This window comes from Pseudarthrobacter sp. TE9888, assembly GCF_056279345.1.
The window spans coordinates 14,377-29,686 of the sequence record NZ_JBWBRD010000003.1; the positions used below are offsets into that span (position 1 = coordinate 14,377).

Here is a 15,310-nt window from a genome sequence, read left to right on the forward strand (position 1 = left end):
CGAGTTCATTAGTCGGACGGTGACCTCTATCGGTCAGGTAGGCGCTCTACTCGCTACTTTCTATGACTTCGGAATTGGGCTCGGCCCATTCCAGGGCGGCGACGAGGTGTCCCTCGTCGGGCAGCGCTTGTTGTTCGGCCACGGGAAGCTTGTCGTAGGTATACGCGGCGACGGCCATGGGTGACGTGGAGCGGCCGAGACTGTACCGGACACTGCGGTCGTTCTTGGTGCCGCAGATGAGAATGCCAATGGTTTCGTTGTGGTGGTCCCGGCGGAGGACGTCATCGACGAGGGCGACGTAGAAGTTGAGTTTGCCGGCGTATTCGGGCTGGAATTTGCCTGTTTTGAGTTCGATGACGACGTAGCGGGATTGTTCGATATGGAAGAAGAGCAGGTCGACGTAGAAATCGTCACCGTCGACGTCAAAGTGGACTTGCCGGCCGACGAAGGCGAAGCCAGGGCCCAGCTCGCGGAGGGTTTCGGTGATTCTGCTGGTGAGGGCGTTTTCAAGTTCCCGCTCGGCGACTTCGCCTGAGAGCCCGAGGAATTCAAAATTGTAGGGGTCCTTGGCTACCTGCTGGGCGAGCTCTGAGTCCGGCGCATCGAGGTGTTGGACAAAGTTTGAGGGCGCGGCACCCGTGCGTTCCAGAGTCTTGTTCATGATCATGTTCATGAGGACGTTGCGGGACCAGCCGTGCTGCACGGCAGCGGCGGCGTACGAGTCCCTTGCCTCCTCGTCGAGCCGTTTGTCGAGGATGATGCGGATATGGCCCCACGGCAAATGTCCCACAGGCTGTGGGACATTTGGATCGAATGCCGGCCAGGCGTCGGCGAAGCTGCGCATGTACTGCAGGTTCGACCGTGACAGGCCCTTCATGTCGGGAAACTCAGCTCCCAGGTCGTCGGCCAGTCTGCCGATGACCCCACTCCCCCACCCTTCAACAGCTTGCCGCTCAAGTATCGTTTTCCCGATGGACCAATACAGTGCAATGAGCTGGGTGTTGACGGTCCGGATCGCCTGGATACGGGCAGCCCGCACCCGGTTCTTGAGCTCGCTGAGGAGGTCGGTGTAGCCGTTGGGCGGGGCGAGGTCGCGGGCTTCAGTCATGGGTTCGATCCTATCGAGGGCACCGACATGGCCCGGCCGTTCCCTCTCAGAGCCGGCTTAGCGGCCGGGGCCGCCTTTACCTCGTTCTGCCCCCAGCGATGCTCCCGTGGGGGTCTTTCTGGCTTTGGCTGCGCCTTTGCCCAGGGTGACGGCTCCGCTGGGGTGCGTGCCCTCGCTGCGTTCCGCGGCTGCCCGTCCTCGGACTTGCGCTTCGTTGGCGCCGGTGGTGGCCAGGGACGCGGCAAAGGCTTGCTGCCGCTCGGCTGAGCCATAATCGGCGACTGACGTGCTTTCGGCTTTCAGTCCCTGGGCTTTGAGCCCGCTGCCGTCGTTCCCGGTGACACGGTTTTCGATTTCGCGTCCGACGCCTTCAAGGCGGGCGAAGAGTTCCTTTTCTGCCCGCTCGTACCGCTGCTCAAGGGAGGAGAACTGGGAGCCCTTGAAGCCGCCTTCTGCCAGGAGCCTGGCTTCGTGCATATCCTTGGCCGCTCTGACGAACTCGGGATCTTTGAAGTGGGACTCGTTGGCACCGTTGACGTTCGCTGTTGTTTCTTTGCGCAGCTGGTCAAGGTCCGGACCGTTGACACCGTCCTTGCCGATGAGGAACATGCGTTCCTTGATGTCCACGTCGGCAGCTTCAGCTGCCGCTGGGGTTTTGGCGTTGTGTGCCCGCTGCAGCGCCTGTGCCAGCTCGGGGTTGGCCAAGTACTCAACCGGAACCTGGTGGCGCTCCATTTCGGGCGCCAGCTTCTCCGCCTGTGCGCGCAGTTCTTCAGCGCGGGCCGCTGCGAGCAGCTGCATGGCCTTTTCATGTTGGGCAGCTGCCTTGCGCGCCTCTTCCTGACTCAGGGCCATTGCTTCCAGCCGGGCCCTTTCGGTCGTGATGGTCTGGATGCCTGACTCCAGGTAGGCGGTGTCCGATCCGACGTCGTGGGTGTCGATCCCATAGCGGGTCAGGACTTCCTGCCTGATCCGGTCCGCGGCCGCCAAGGCTGCCGGGTCATGGTCTTTCCATGCCTCTGCTACAGCGTGGGCAGTGGCAATATCGCCGGGCTGTGCTTTGTCCCACCACTGATCCTTCTCCACCGGGGAGAGCGCGGCGCGTGCAGCGCTGCGTTGGGCGGCCAGTTGTGCCTGCGCTTCGTGCGCTGCCTGGGCGTCCTGCTGTTCCCGCTGCCGCTGCAGTTCCTGCCGTCGGCGGGCCAGGGTTTCGGCAATGCGTGAAGCGATCAACAGCGACTGCCGTATCCCGCCGTCCAGCACGTCGTCGATTCCATCTGATTCACTCATGGTGTTCCCCCTTGCACTTGGTGTGATTCGTTATCGGTCGAGCACAGGGCCAGATTCGCGCCCTGTCTGTTGGTGGGTTTTGGCCGGCGTCGGAGTGGTGGGTACTGCCGAACCTGGGCGGATGGGAGCCATACCGCGAAGGCCAAGTTCCACCGCATTCGGTACAGGTGTCTGTTCTGGTGCCGTTCGTTCCGGTGCGCCCACACTGACCGGCTTGGGCATGGTCGCTGCGAAGGGTTTCAGTTGTTCGGTCACCACGGTGCGGATCCGCTGCGCTTCCCTTGTTCGTCCCGATTGTTGGTGCATCTCGTGGATGGCAAAGGCAGTGTTCACCAGCTGCAGCATGAGGGCCGACTGTGCAGCGGTCTTGTTCTTGCTCGATGCCGCCATGAACAACATGGCCGTCCCGGCAATCGACGGGAGCGCCACGGGCTTGCTGTGCTGGCGTGGTGCTCGCAGCTGCGCTGTGCGGGCCAGTTCTGCAGCGGTCGCTGCCAATGGTCCGGGCGTAGGTTCCAGGCGATGGGACCATGCCGCGAATGCCCCTGATACTTCCCGCGCTGCCTTCGCCCAGGTGGCGTGGTCATCCTTAGGCAGGACGCGCAGCTTCTCAACCAGCGCTGTTGCGTTGCGGGTGTATTCCACCCACACATCTGCCGAAGGGGTAGCGTTCTCCGGGCCGGTCCTGGAGACCTTGCGCTTGTTGCGCGCGGCAGCGTTCCACTCCGCTGCCGCCTCGGTAGCCAGATGCGGGGAATCCATCCATTCCTGACGCAAGGCGCCGAGCTTCAGGTCTGACGCAAGCGTGCCGCCACCGAACCAGATAGGCCGCTCCCCCGGCTTCGGCCTCTCCGCTACCGAGTACCCGACGATGACGTCGGTGGTGCTCTTCGCGTAACGCGGGCGGACCAGCAGCCCGGTGTCACGGGACCGCCGAACGAACTCGGCCTCGGTGGCTGAGGCGCTGGCGCTGGCGCGCACCTTGCGGGCAAGGGAGGCCCGGTGCATTTCGCGTTCGTCCCGGATGGCGGTGGCCTTCTCGGCGCGGTCGTACCCGCGGGTGGCATGCACGCTGGAGAGCTCTTCGAGCCCGTACTTGGTTTCCAGTTCCCGGCAGGTCTGTTGTGCGCGTTTATAGTCGCCGTGGGTGGAGGCTTTGGTGCCGTCTTCGCGGACGAGGGACACGGCGATATGGATGTGGTGGTTGCCGTTTTCGCTGGTGCCGTGGTTGATCGCTACCCAGCGGCACTGGGCTTTTCCGCTGGCTTCGGTGAAGCCCATGGCGTCGACGAAGTCGTTCGCGATGTCACCCCACTGCTGATCAGTCAGGGCGCCTTCTTCGGCGCGGAGGCTCAACGAGCAGTGCCACACGTCGGCGTGTTTGTGTCCGTTCGGTACGCGCTCCCTTTTCACCGGGTCCCAGCGGAAATCCTTCTGCAGGACCTCGACGCCGAAGCCCTTTCGGGGCTGGTCCAGATGCTTCGCGATCGCCACCGCGTCGTCCTTGTCCAGGACGCCGTCGTCGTACCAGGCCATGACTGCCGCATCGCCTGCGACAAGGTGTGGGTCGGTGTGCGCGTTCTTCGTCTTGTCCTTGTCCGTGGACGCGAGGTACAGCATGAGTCCGGACATGCGGGAGCCGCGAGTGATGTTAGGAATCATCGCCTTACATCAGCCCCTCGATCGTCCGGTCAATGCGCATCGCAACCTGGCGCACATACGCCAGTGCCGCTTTCGCGTCCTGGGGAAACTCATCGCCGGCGTTCGCGTGCCGGGCGATCTGGTTCACGTTGTTCGACACCCGCGCAAGCAGCGTATGGATCGCCATCAGCTCGGCCATCGCCGCCCTGCGCTCGATCGGCGTCTCCGAAGTCTCAGACAACGCCGAAGTAAGCAGCAGGTTCGGGACGGTCACGTTTTGCCGGGCAGCCTTCGCAATCAGGGCCGCTTCCTCATTGGCGGTCACCCAGACATCGCGCCGCTTCTTGGTCCCCGCCGGAGCATTCTCGCGGCGCTTCTTCGTTCCTGCCGTCGCATTGGCGCGGCCACGTACTGAAAAGCGGGAACGCGGCTTCTCCTGCTCTTCAGTCACGCTCTCCCCCAATCCCTTCAAACGGCCCAGCGCAGCGACCCCGACACCGGGGACCACACGACCAGTGTGCCAAGCAAACAACCACAGGGCCGTGAGCGACACGCCATTTACACCCGTGTAAATGTATAGCTTGCTCCGCCGCTGTTGCGGATGCCACCTTTCCCGCCGAAGCGGGTGGTTGGGGATGGCCGTGGCCGCGTGTCGCACTCTGATCGTGCGGGTGGGAGTCAATAGACTCGAACCGATGCGACATTCACGAAGGGGGACGTAATGAGGCAGGACCACATTCAGGACATGAACGACCCGCACCGGCGCCGGCAGTACGTTAAAGCCGACGCCGCCGAGCGGTGGGCATCCAATAGCACCCGGGGCTTTGAACACAGCGCAGACGTCACCGCAGCCTGGGAAAACTTGGCACAGGCCATCAACAACAACCAGCTCCCAAGTGACCCGGATGCCACCGACACCGCGATTGCCGAACACCTCAACCGCAGCGTTTCCGCACTCAACGGGGACGACTACTACCGCTACATCATCGTGGACTGGAAAAGAGTAAGTTTCGGGCCCGACTGGTCAGCCGACGAGATCGCAGACATGGTCGCCCGGGACTTCCTCCCGGATGCAGAACTCCGCAAGGCGATCGACGCAGCCCGCACTGATCAAACCATCCTGGAAGCCGTCAAAACGTCGGCGCAGACCATCGCACGCGAACGGTATGAGCACGAACTGGAGGATGCACCGGATAGTTACGACGGCCCCTACGCCTACGACGAGCTGTTGGAACTCGAAACCGACACCCAGCACGAGCCGGCACTCCGCGTCGAGACATCCACCTACCAAGAGGCCACAGCCGAACGCCCAGCGCACATCCATCTCGAACTAAACATCGACCGGGACTTCAACCCGGCGAACCTTGAACGCCAGCGAGCTGCCGAAGAACGTCTCATCGGCGGCACCGACCAGGTATGCGGGAGCATCGACAATGTCGCAACACGCCACCTGCAGGAATTGACCGGATCAAGAGCCCGGATCGTCAATGACGGCTACGCCATCAGCATCGACATGGACCTCCCGGCGGCCCCGGAAGATCGCACTCACCGCACCGCACCTGACACCGGAAGAGATGCCGGGCCGCCGCTAACGGCCGACCAGGAATCGGTACTTCCCGAACTGACGCGAAGCATCGAAGCAGCCCTCCCTCCGCTTGAACGTCACCACACCCAAACGCTGGCCCTAATGGTCGCCGCGGAGCTCCCCTCACCGGCAGACGTGATCCGCTCCAGCGAGCGGGTAACACTCGCAGAAGTCATCGAGCACCACGAGCGCAGGATGGGAAGCGACCAGGCGCCCCTGCCAGCGTCGCTAAGACTCGCCGAACTCTCCTTCCCACAACACCCCAGCGCCGCACTCCACAGCAGCCCTGACACCACCTCGGCGGGACCGGCAGGCACGGCACGCTCGCACCACGTTGTCCCCGACCTCGAACGCTAAACAGCAACACCACGAAAGGCACCGAACACCATGGCTTCCATCAACATCGAAGAGACCAAAAACCAAGCCCGAGCTCTGCTCAACTCGCGCATCAAGTCCGTCGAAGAACTCGTCCAGGCACGCCAGCGCGTGACCGACCTCAAAGACCAGCTCGCCGCCGCTGAACGCGACGACAAACGCGCCTACGTCAAAGCCACACGCGACGGCTGGAGCCCGGACGAACTCAAAAAGCTCGGCCTCGAGCCCGCCGCCGCAGGCCGCCGGCGCAAAGCCCAGGCCAAGCCCACTAGCTCCCCCACCGACACGGCAGCAGACGCCGGTTCAGCCGCCGAGGAAGCCGCCTAGGATAACTAAGCCCCTCGCCCACATGGGCACGGCAAAAGCGATCTACCTTCGGGCTTTTCCCGTGCCCATGTGGACGACGGGACCCACCTGACCGGCTGCACACAAACGCCAGGACACCAAGGTACGAACCTCACCGCCGGGACCGGCGAATGTGCACAGCCTGGGAACACTGGAGTCACCATCGGAGTCCTTTCCCATGGACCAAGACCGGCGCCGCCGGCCCGTCTGTCGCAGGGGTCAGGTTTCTTTCAGCAGGGACGACACACACCGTCCAGGCGGGGCGAGGTCGGGCAGCGACGGAACCGCGAGCAGTGGCCGGCTTCTAAGGCGCTCGGGGGGCTTCCAGCCCGGTAACGGGCGGTGACAACCACAAGCTGCAGGGCGGCGCTAATCACCACTAAGTACCGCAGGCCCGCGTGATCCAAGCAATGGCACCAACCGCGCATCCTGTGCATCACAAACCTGCACCACAACGATGAAGGCCGGCACCCTCGTGGGCCGGCCTTCATGCTGCTTTGGGAACTTATTGCCTAGCTGTCGCCGGGGACATCGCCGTCCGGGATCTGCCCGGACGCGATGCGCTCTGCGGTCTTCTCATAGGCGGCTTCAATGTAAGCCGCCAGGTCGTCTTGCCGGACCCTCCAAATACCCCGGCCCCCGAATTGGGCGGCCCTCAATTCCCCGCTTTTGACCAGCGCATAGACCAGCGGTTTACCGAGATTCAAGACCTCCTGAACCTCATCCAGGGTGAGCATCTTGGGGAAGGGCAAGCTGCTCGCCCCAGTCGCCTTGTTCACGTCATCGGTCCTCTTCGCCACGGCTACGCGTCCTCGTTCCGGTGCTGCATCTCATCCATCGTTCTCTGCCCTCGCCGCAGCTCGCCGGCCTGAACCGGAGGCCACGGTTTGCCGCCGTTGTACTTGCGCTGCAGACGCTTCGCCTCACGCATGCTGGCCCGGACAATGAAGTCCGAAACGCTCGCGTCACCCTCTTCAGGCTTGCCGGCATTCACGAAAGCGGCACGGACCTCCTCGGCCTGCTCCTCCGTGTAGTAGGGCGTGAACGCAGCAATCTTCTTGGCCTTCGCCATCACCACATCCCTTGACCTACTTGACCGCACGCAACACCGGCGGCCACGGGTGCAGGGTGTCCAGGTAACCCTTCCCCAGCGACATGGAGCCGTCCTCGCTGAAGCGGACATCCGAGTGCTGGTGGCTGCCGCCGGCGTGCGCAATGGCAGCCAGCACCAGGTCAAGGTTTTCCCGGTCAAGACCCGGCACCAGGTCACCCAGAACCACAGGGACATCCTCGGCCAGCGACGCGGCCAATAGCAGGAACCGACGCTCCCCACCGGAGAGCACGCCCGTCTCATCCGGGATGGCTGCGAAGTCGATCCAGGCACTCACCTGACCGGGTCCCTGCGGCTCGGCACTTGTATGGACCCATGGGTTACCAGGGGCAGCAAACTTCCCCCCAAAGGCACGGATCAGCAGCTCGGTGGCCGCCTCGATCGTGTACATGCCTCTTGCCCAGGCACGGAGATCATCTGCATGTGTCATGGTTCAGTCTTTCCGGTAAGCGAAAGGATCGGGAAGGCAGACCGAGTTTGGTCGGTACCGCTTGTGAAGGGTGGGACTTCTGCTCGCCGGCCCCTTAGCTAGGGGCTGCTCTTTGTCTTAGCTTTGGGCGTGCTTTTTGCGTCCATCAACGCCAGATACTTCCGGAAGGCCCGGGGATCAAATTTGTCAGCGGGCAGGTCGCCGCCGGAATTCTGTACATCGTTCACTACATCGACGTAGGTCTGGAGGTTGCGGGCGTCACGCCATTTTACGTACAGCCAGACCGCCAGGCCCAGGACAGCGATTCCGGCCAGAACTAGCGGCATCGTGATGAGGAGACGGTCTGCCATTCCGTCAAAATCTGTTGGCGGCGCTTGGTTCATTGCGTTCATTGGGGGGTTCCTTTTCGATGTGGGGCGCTGCAGGCGGCAAGCGAGATCGAGATCGGCTGTCGGGACCAGCGTAACGGCAGGCCCCGACAGCCTGTCAGGTTAGAACGGGGGTTCGGAGTCGGCGCCGTTGCCCCAGCCGCTGTCTGCGTTGCTGGTTACGGGGATGCCCCAAGGGTCATCCTGCGGGGCTGACTGCGATGCCTGGTTGCCGTTCCCCTGGCCACCGAAGCCGCCGCTGCCCTGTCCGCCCTGATTGCTGCGCTGGGAGCGGTTGACCTTGGCGTTCGCGTACCGAAGGGACGGGCCGATATCATCGACTTCGAGCTCGATCACGGTACGCTTTTCGCCTTCTTTGGTTTCGTAGGAACGCGACTTAAGCCGACCGCTGACGATGACGCGCATGCCCTTGGTCAGGGACTCGGCCACGTTTTCAGCCGCTTCCCGCCACACACTGGCCCGGAGGAAAAGTGTCTCCCCGTCCTTCCACTCGTTGGACTGACGGTCGAAGGTCCTGGGCGTTGACGCGATGGTGAAGTTCGCAACGGCCGACCCACTCGGAGTGAAGCGCAGCTCTGGGTCTGATGTCAGGTTTCCAATGACAGTAATCGTGGTTTCGCCGGCCATGATGGTTCCTTTTCCTCGTGTGCTGGTGATGTTCTCGGTGTCTGTTGTGGGTTCGTTCTGAGGTTCGGTCCCACCCGGTTCTTCGTGGGTGAGGTCGTTGGGTTGGTACTGGTTCGCAGTGTGCGCGTCCCAGACACCGCCCTCCCCGAGCGGGGCGCGGTTGATCGCCTCAAGGTACCGGTCATCCCCTCCCTCGTCTGGGACGGCGTAGCCGTCGTACAGGTCCACGTTGAGGGGTTCCACAATGGCGGGTTTCACAACGTAGGGTTCCACAACGTCGGGGTAGATCCTGCCGCTGGGGTTGACCTGCCGGAACAAGTCCACCTCCAACGGGATCCGTGGGCTGAGTTTGTACCCGACGACCGGGCGCGGGGTGGTCACGGTCCTCACGCTGCCTTGTGACTCATGGCCGCCTGGACAAGCTTGTCGCGGCGCAGGCCGGACCAGTGGTCCTGGTCATCGGAGTTGTTCACGACAACCGGCGCCTGGGAATAGCCGAGTTCGGCGGTGATGTACTCCAGCGCTGCCGGCACTTCGGTGATGTCCACGGCCGTGTAGGTGATGCCCTTGGAGTCGAAGTAGTCCTTCGTCTTCTCGCAGTTGGGGCACTCGGGTTTGGTGTAGACCGTGTAAGCGGTCGGTGAAGCAGTCATTTTCAGCACCTGGTTTCGTATCAAAATGAGTTTCGTTCGTCTGGCTGACTTGCTACTTCAATTTTAGCAATCATTCAACTGAATGAATAGGGCTTTTACCGCTTGTTTTAGAGGTTTTTCGGACCCTTTTTGATTCGGAAAGTATGGAATTTCGTGCGGGCCTGAACCACGGAGACGGACGGTCGTTGGCGCCGCCGGCGACTGTGGTCATCCCCGCAGGTTCGCCAATGCCGCAGCCCCCCTGTGCCTGAGAAATCCCCAGGAGGTGGGGTGATGTGCGCACCGGCTGGAGTGGGAGTGCTGAATAGGTGTCGTCCCTGCTGAAGGAAGAACGCCCACAGCGGATGGTGCGTCGGCAGCGCATGGTGTGGACCATGGGAAACGTTCCCGGGCCTGTCTCTAAGAGTCCTGCGCCTTTCCTAATACCCAGCGGTTCCATCTGGTGGTGTTTCCGGGCGGCAGCCCGAGGGCGCGGATTGATTTCTTGCACCAGCGGTTGCAGAGGTAATAGTGGGCTGCGGCGAGGACAAGGAGGCCGGCCAGGATAATCAGCGCCTGGTCCTTTGCGGCCTGATACTCGTAGTATCCGGGCTGGCCGTAGACCAGCTCCCCCGTAACCAGGGGGCGGGTTACGTCCAGAAAGTAGTTGAGGACCTGGACGAACGGGAACATCAACAGAAATATCGGAACAAGCACGATGGCGAAGTATTTGAGCCATAGGATCCCGCAGCGTTTGTTCCAAGCCGCTAATTGCTGCTTCTGGTCAGTGTCGATCGACTGGTCCATACTCTCCCCCAATGAGTTCTCTTTTTGTGCATAGCTTACGGTGGCGCCGGGCGCGCCGACTTGAAAGGTAAGCATGCTTGCTATTAGGTTGGGTGTCAGCTTCTCCGCCTGTCCCCCATCAGGCGGAGTGGTTGCCAGGGAGGCCCCGCTTTACGACTCGTGCTGCGGGGCTTTTCGCTATCCACATGTGGGCAGCAAATGCAGGATTCGGAACGGCAGAGGGAGTGTGCAATGGCTCAGGGCGATATCGAGACGTACTACGAAGACGGTTCGTGGAAGAACAAGCGCGAAGGTAGCGACCGCGCGTTCGCTGCCGGCTACAGCACCAAGGAAGAAGCAGAAGCTGCAGGCCGGGAAGCTGCCCAGACTGACAGGGTCGAACACGTCATCAAGAACCAAGACGGCCAAATCGGTTCCAAGAATAGTTATGGCAACGATCCCCGGAATGTCCGGGGCTGATCGCTAAGCCACGCCCTTGGCACTTCGCTGTCCTCGGGACACAAGACGGGTCGGCTCAAAATGAGCCGGCCCGTCTGCGGTCTCCGCACGGTAGGTCTACGGGTTCCGTGGCATAGTCATCGTTCCCATCTCGGGGTTCCTGTCCCACAGCCCCCCGGACACTTCGCCTGTTCCGGGGCTGACAGTAGGACCTGCGGTGCCGGGCCTTGTGATCTTTTGGCCCGCCGCATTCCGCATTAACCCTAGTTAGCCTTCGGCCAGCCGATAACGCTAACACGGGCAAAACGCGTGTACTCCACGGCTATCTGCCGCCAGATGCGGCGCTGAGGGCGCTAAATTCCTCGTCAGAAAGTTCCGGCGCGTTGGAGCATATGCACAAGCGCCAGATGCGGGAGCATCGAGCAATGGAAATACTCGCCTCGCTCGTAGACATTCTTAAAACTGTCGCACTGCCGCTTGGCATAGCAATCATTACTGCCCAGGTGACGCTCCAAGCTGGGCGTCAACAAATTCGTGCCCACGCAGCTGAACGCAACGAGAGCCGCCACTACGAACATCAAAAACGTCTAGAGGACAAGGACGCGGCAGCGCGTGCTGTCCGAGGGGAGACCATCGAAGCCATCAGTGACGCCATGGACCAATACATAGAGGATTTCCGGAGCGAGACGAAGAATCACACCACTTCTGCCGTAACACGCTCACTCTTCCGCCTCTCCAGCCGGTGTTCTGCTGACCACTTGGCCGACACATGTCGGAGCTATGTTGAAGACTCTGCGCGGGCCCCTGACCCGGGGCACGCTGTGGACGCAATGCTCGATATCCGCCGGCGCTTACTCGGATGGCATATTGGTCACCTCACCCTCGAAGACACTGAGCGCCTCATACAGGAGGGCCACCGGGAACTAGTGGAGCACCTCGACGATACCCGGGCGGCTGAGAGCACGAGTTAATGATGAGACGCTGACGCTGAGTATCTGGGCGGTCTCGTTGAGAGTTTTCCCTGGCTGCGCGACTGTCGGGCGGCTTTTATCTTTGACGGGCCATCGTTCGAGGGCGGCCGCCGAACCGCCCTCGTGCTTTCGCCGCTGCCAGGCCGGCCTTGGTCCGCTCGGAGAGCCGGGACCGCTCGTACTCGGCAAGGAGGCGAATACGTCGAAGATGAGCTTTCCGTGTGCGCTGGTGGTATCGAGCCATGGTTCAGCGAGTGAACAGAACTCTATCCTCCGCTGTCCCAGCACCGTGACGATGTCAGCCAGTCTGCAGTGCTGCGGCCCCGCCTTGTCAGATCACAACTGTCAGAACATGCCTAGTTGGAGGTAGTCCAAGCATTCCTGCGCGTTCTCGCCTGGGTGGCGCCAGAGGCGTACTCCTGAAACACGCGCACTGCCCCCGCGGCGACGAGTGCATCCACTTGAGAATCCAATGACTGCCCGCGGGTGCTGACCCTCGCGTATCCAATGACGTTGCCCAGGCACGTCAAAAAGCCTTCACTCCGGGTTTTGACCAGCTTTCATTTCGGAAACCAGTTCTGACCAACCATATAAGTGCTTTTTCGACTTCTTTCGGCGGGGTGTCGCAGTCGGTCAGAAACGGTCGTTATTGACTCTTACGAATCGGCGTCCAGCAGCAGGTGGTGAACAGCGGCTCAAGCGGGGCTGTCATTTTCCGAAGTCGTCTGCACCGAATGTCAGAAGTCGACTTCACAGCGGAAGATCTGGCCGTACAAGAGGCCACTCGGCGACGTCGCCGGCTCTGGCGATGGCCGTTCGTGCACGCGCCGCCCGGACACTCGGATCACATGCAGAGGCACCCGAGAGATGGAACTGCTCGGGTGCCTCGTCTCGGGATCTCAGAGGTTGCGGATTCGCTTCCACCGATCGGTGATCGTCGGAGTCATCCAGTAATACATGCCTGAGCGCGCCGGCTTGAAGGTGGCACCCGGGTCGGCAGTAATCGGCCACCAGGCCGTCCCGTAGTGCTTTTTGAAGTGGGGGGTCAGCTTCGTGAAGGTGGCTTTGACGCGACCCGCTGAATGCCCAGTCTCCTCCACGAGGCGCGCCTGGTTGTACTCGTGCGTGCCACGAGGATCGCGTGCGATGACGTCCATGATGTCGGTGAGAACTCGGGTGGTGATCGTGTCCCCCTGGGCGACGCGTGCCAGTCGCTCTTCCGTCCACACCTCGTCTTTAGCCTCGGTCCGTTCGTCTTTAGCGTCGGACCCCTCCGACACGCCCTCGTGAGTGGGCGTCATTGCGTCGGACGCGGAAGCAGGCGAAACGGCCCTGCGAGCTCGCGACCGCTCCGCAATCAGCTCGTACACCGCCTCGATGTCCTCGGTGGAAACCGGTACAGAGTGAAATTCACTGGGAGACATCTTCTTTACCCTTTCGAGACGAACTTAGTATGTCCACAGTAGCCCTGCGCGTCTCCGAGAGCAATAGTAATCGCCTGGAGACGGCTCATAGATGTACTGGAGACGAGGTCTCAGCCTCTGGATCTACTTACTCTCGATGGGCCAGCAATCACATCCCCCGTTTAGCCTGGGGCGGAATCTGGCGCTTCCCGAGGGAGTCCTAGGCTACAAATAAGACATCATCACTGAATGACTGGCTGGGAGGCCCCTGTGGAAATCAAGATCGGCGTTCAGAACGTGGGCAGGGAAATCGTGCTGGAATCATCGCAGGATGTGGAGACGGTGGCCAAGGTTGTCGGCGAAGCAATCAGCGAAGGGAACGAGCTGCGGTTGAAGGATGACAATGGACGCCTCATCATTGTTCCGGGGAATGCCCTCGCATACGTGGAGATCGGCGCTGAAGAGGTCCGGCGCGTAGGCTTCGGCCAGTTCTAGGCCGGCCTCTGGCACTTCCCTTCGACGCCAACCTAGAGCCGTTAGTCTGCTTTTTCTGGCGTCGTGAGTGTCTCGCGACGTGGCCTCGGAAATTGATGGAAGGCGATTTGCTACCGCGCCCGCCAGATAGGGCACTGGCCGTCAGAACTAGCACCTCATTGGAGCTCGAAGACTCTATGTGCTGCGTATCTGTGGCAACATTTGGAAAATGACTAACAAAGCTCCTCGGCCGACGCCGGAACGAGAGCCGGAGAGGGCGGGCTCTTCGCTTTCCCCCGAACTGCTGGATGCCTATGCATCCATGTATGAGCGACACCGACGACTAAAACTAAGATCTGAATGGCCGGGCAGCGCGGGATATGAGTCGGAGTTGTCGGAGCTCAAAGCTGCTTTGAAGGCGATATACGACGATCTCTCGCCCTACCAGCGTCTTGAACTCCACGCAAGGGGGCTATCCTATGAGGCAATTGCTCCGAAATTCTACAACAACGACCGATAGCTGCTCCTGTCGACGGAGACGAGACTGAGCGCCCGAGAAAGCCCCCAGCATTAGGCTGAGGGCTTTTCGGGGGGAGTCGTTACTGGACGGCGTCCTTGAAGATCGCGGCTTTATCGGAGAAGGTTGGCCCGCTTACTTCCATGCGAACGTCGCCGAACTCAGCGGCCGGAATGCCGTAACCGAGCTTCACGGTCTGAGTCTCGCCGGGGAGGATGGTCGAGAGGGTGCCAGATCCGATTCCTGCCTCTATGTCCGTGGCGGTCTGAGCGGCGAGGCCGGAGGCGCCGTAGGTCAGCTTGGGGAAGCCCATGAGGGCGGCGTTCAGGGGCTCCTTGCCTCCGTTGGTCACGCTGAGGTCGAAGGTGACGATCTGCCCCTCGACGGCTCCAGCGGCGTACTGTGCGGCAGGGACGACGGCGGGCGGGGCGACCGTGACGGAGACGCCGCTCGGGAAGGTGATCGTATCGCCGAAGCTGCCGGAGAGCTTGGCCTCGGCGGCGGGAGAATCGGCGGCGACGGGCTGGGATGGAGTTGGCCCTCACCCATGCAATAAGCGAGGACTGAATGACTCGCAGAGTTCGTCGTCATTGCCGGTCCGGCCTGCTACACCCAAGAGATCGTTCCAAGCGTCGCAACAAGCATGCAATGGCTTTTAATACTTGCGAAACTGAACTCATGCTTGATGTCACCGTTCTCGAAGATATGGGATTTGAGGAGCCCAGAAACTTCTGGAACATGAACCCCAAGGAGCCGCCAAAAGAGTTCGGTGTCTACGTCATCCTCAGACCATCCAGCGGCCCGCCGTCGTTCCGTGAAACGAGCACGGCCGGAACCTATAGGAAAGACCCTACGGCTCCCAGTTCAGAGTTATACCGCCGATGGGTCAAGTCAACTCGCATCATGTATATAGGAGCAGCAGGACTAAGGCCGGAGAACAAGACAACTCTAAGAGGCCGCCTCAGCGCTTATCAGCGTTATGGTCACGGTCAAAACGGCGTCTCGCACGAGGGTGGGAACCGGATATGGCAATTAGAAGACGTAGAAGATCTCGACGTCATCTGGAAAGAAACCCCTGGCATCCCCGGCAAGTTGCTGGAGGATAAGCTGTTGGGTCTCTTTGAACTAACCCACGGTCGTTTGCCCTTCGCCAATGGAAGACACTAA

At 61.4% G+C, this 15,310-nt stretch carries 21 protein-coding genes; 6 read left to right on the plus strand and 15 right to left on the minus strand.

All coding sequences use genetic code 11. The features are described 5' to 3' along the window. Positions 1 to 46: 46 nt before the first annotated feature. Genes ACZ9J7_RS20545 through ACZ9J7_RS20560 form a run of 4 tightly spaced genes read right to left on the minus strand, consistent with a single transcriptional unit; the run spans position 47 to position 4,490 of the window. Positions 47 to 1,108 (minus strand): PDDEXK nuclease domain-containing protein, encoded by a 1,062-nt coding sequence (locus ACZ9J7_RS20545; RefSeq protein ID WP_476211933.1) that lies wholly within the window; start codon positions 1,106 to 1,108, stop codon positions 47 to 49. 57 nt (positions 1,109 to 1,165) lie between these two features. Further along, positions 1,166 to 2,398, minus strand: coding sequence for a hypothetical protein (locus tag ACZ9J7_RS20550; protein WP_476211934.1), 1,233 nt, complete (start codon positions 2,396 to 2,398; stop codon positions 1,166 to 1,168). A 30-nt stretch (positions 2,399 to 2,428) separates the two neighbouring features. After that, the gene (locus ACZ9J7_RS20555) at positions 2,429 to 4,060 is read right to left on the minus strand and encodes a relaxase/mobilization nuclease domain-containing protein (RefSeq protein ID WP_476211935.1); all 1,632 of its coding nucleotides are present in this window, start codon (positions 4,058 to 4,060) and stop codon (positions 2,429 to 2,431) included. Positions 4,061 to 4,064: 4 nt separating this feature from the next. Next, complete coding sequence (locus ACZ9J7_RS20560; RefSeq protein ID WP_476211936.1) at positions 4,065 to 4,490, minus strand: MobC family plasmid mobilization relaxosome protein; 426 nt, start codon at positions 4,488 to 4,490, stop codon at positions 4,065 to 4,067. A 270-nt stretch (positions 4,491 to 4,760) separates the two neighbouring features. Here ACZ9J7_RS20560 and ACZ9J7_RS20565 point away from each other — a divergent pair, with 270 nt between their 5' ends. Together ACZ9J7_RS20565 and ACZ9J7_RS20570 are read left to right on the plus strand one after the other, a co-directional pair. After that, positions 4,761 to 5,981 (plus strand): hypothetical protein, encoded by a 1,221-nt coding sequence (locus ACZ9J7_RS20565; protein ID WP_476211937.1) that lies wholly within the window; start codon positions 4,761 to 4,763, stop codon positions 5,979 to 5,981. Positions 5,982 to 6,011: 30 nt separating this feature from the next. Further along, positions 6,012 to 6,326: a hypothetical protein gene (locus tag ACZ9J7_RS20570; RefSeq protein ID WP_476211938.1), complete on the plus strand. Its 315-nt coding sequence runs from the start codon at positions 6,012 to 6,014 to the stop codon at positions 6,324 to 6,326. 530 nt (positions 6,327 to 6,856) lie between these two features. On the opposite strand, the gene ACZ9J7_RS20575 is transcribed toward ACZ9J7_RS20570, so the two are convergent. The 7 genes from ACZ9J7_RS20575 to ACZ9J7_RS20605 all read right to left on the minus strand — a co-directional run bounded on the left by ACZ9J7_RS20575 (position 6,857) and on the right by ACZ9J7_RS20605 (position 10,415). Further along, positions 6,857 to 7,123, minus strand: coding sequence for a helix-turn-helix domain-containing protein (locus ACZ9J7_RS20575; protein ID WP_476211939.1), 267 nt, complete (start codon positions 7,121 to 7,123; stop codon positions 6,857 to 6,859). A gap of 23 nt (positions 7,124 to 7,146) precedes the next feature. After that, the gene (locus ACZ9J7_RS20580; RefSeq protein ID WP_476211940.1) at positions 7,147 to 7,416 is read right to left on the minus strand and encodes a ParB family protein; all 270 of its coding nucleotides are present in this window, start codon (positions 7,414 to 7,416) and stop codon (positions 7,147 to 7,149) included. Positions 7,417 to 7,432: 16 nt separating this feature from the next. Beyond that, positions 7,433 to 7,885 carry a hypothetical protein gene (locus ACZ9J7_RS20585; protein WP_476211941.1) on the minus strand — a complete coding sequence of 151 codons (453 nt, stop codon included), beginning with the start codon at positions 7,883 to 7,885 and terminating at the stop codon, positions 7,433 to 7,435. Positions 7,886 to 7,983: 98 nt separating this feature from the next. Beyond that, positions 7,984 to 8,277, minus strand: a complete 294-nt coding sequence (locus tag ACZ9J7_RS20590) for a hypothetical protein (RefSeq protein WP_476211942.1) — start codon at positions 8,275 to 8,277, stop codon at positions 7,984 to 7,986. Positions 8,278 to 8,376: 99 nt separating this feature from the next. Then, positions 8,377 to 9,282, minus strand: a complete 906-nt coding sequence (locus ACZ9J7_RS20595) for a single-stranded DNA-binding protein (RefSeq protein WP_476211943.1) — start codon at positions 9,280 to 9,282, stop codon at positions 8,377 to 8,379. Positions 9,283 to 9,287: 5 nt separating this feature from the next. Then, positions 9,288 to 9,554: a glutaredoxin family protein gene (locus tag ACZ9J7_RS20600; RefSeq protein ID WP_454485935.1), complete on the minus strand. Its 267-nt coding sequence runs from the start codon at positions 9,552 to 9,554 to the stop codon at positions 9,288 to 9,290. A 399-nt stretch (positions 9,555 to 9,953) separates the two neighbouring features. Continuing rightward, on the minus strand, positions 9,954 to 10,415 hold the full coding sequence (locus tag ACZ9J7_RS20605; protein WP_476211944.1) for a hypothetical protein: 462 nt from the start codon (positions 10,413 to 10,415) through the stop codon (positions 9,954 to 9,956). Between the two features lie 156 nt (positions 10,416 to 10,571). On the opposite strand from ACZ9J7_RS20605, the gene ACZ9J7_RS20610 reads away from it, so the two are divergent. After that, complete coding sequence (locus ACZ9J7_RS20610; RefSeq protein WP_476211945.1) at positions 10,572 to 10,799, plus strand: DUF2188 domain-containing protein; 228 nt, start codon at positions 10,572 to 10,574, stop codon at positions 10,797 to 10,799. Between the two features lie 1,026 nt (positions 10,800 to 11,825). On the opposite strand, the gene ACZ9J7_RS20615 is transcribed toward ACZ9J7_RS20610, so the two are convergent. The 3 genes from ACZ9J7_RS20615 to ACZ9J7_RS20625 form a co-directional block, all read right to left on the minus strand. Next, positions 11,826 to 11,993, minus strand: coding sequence for a recombinase family protein (locus tag ACZ9J7_RS20615; RefSeq protein WP_476211946.1), 168 nt, complete (start codon positions 11,991 to 11,993; stop codon positions 11,826 to 11,828). A gap of 112 nt (positions 11,994 to 12,105) precedes the next feature. Next, entirely contained in the window at positions 12,106 to 12,210 is a 105-nt protein-coding gene (locus tag ACZ9J7_RS20620; RefSeq protein ID WP_476211947.1) for a hypothetical protein, read from the minus strand. A gap of 438 nt (positions 12,211 to 12,648) precedes the next feature. Then, positions 12,649 to 13,173 carry a hypothetical protein gene (locus ACZ9J7_RS20625; protein ID WP_476211948.1) on the minus strand — a complete coding sequence of 175 codons (525 nt, stop codon included), beginning with the start codon at positions 13,171 to 13,173 and terminating at the stop codon, positions 12,649 to 12,651. Positions 13,174 to 13,422: 249 nt separating this feature from the next. Between ACZ9J7_RS20625 and ACZ9J7_RS20630 the strand changes: the two genes are divergently transcribed. Both ACZ9J7_RS20630 and ACZ9J7_RS20635 read left to right on the plus strand, forming a co-directional pair. Continuing rightward, positions 13,423 to 13,647, plus strand: a complete 225-nt coding sequence (locus ACZ9J7_RS20630) for a DUF3107 domain-containing protein (RefSeq protein WP_476212008.1) — start codon at positions 13,423 to 13,425, stop codon at positions 13,645 to 13,647. A gap of 208 nt (positions 13,648 to 13,855) precedes the next feature. Then, positions 13,856 to 14,146, plus strand: coding sequence for a hypothetical protein (locus ACZ9J7_RS20635; protein ID WP_476211949.1), 291 nt, complete (start codon positions 13,856 to 13,858; stop codon positions 14,144 to 14,146). A 79-nt stretch (positions 14,147 to 14,225) separates the two neighbouring features. Here ACZ9J7_RS20635 and ACZ9J7_RS20640 read toward each other — a convergent pair whose 3' ends face one another. Then, a complete protein-coding gene (locus ACZ9J7_RS20640) occupies positions 14,226 to 14,495 on the minus strand; it encodes a hypothetical protein (RefSeq protein ID WP_476211950.1) in 270 nt (89 codons plus the stop codon). A 326-nt stretch (positions 14,496 to 14,821) separates the two neighbouring features. Here ACZ9J7_RS20640 and ACZ9J7_RS20645 point away from each other — a divergent pair, with 326 nt between their 5' ends. Continuing rightward, entirely contained in the window at positions 14,822 to 15,310 is a 489-nt protein-coding gene (locus ACZ9J7_RS20645; protein ID WP_476211951.1) for a hypothetical protein, read from the plus strand.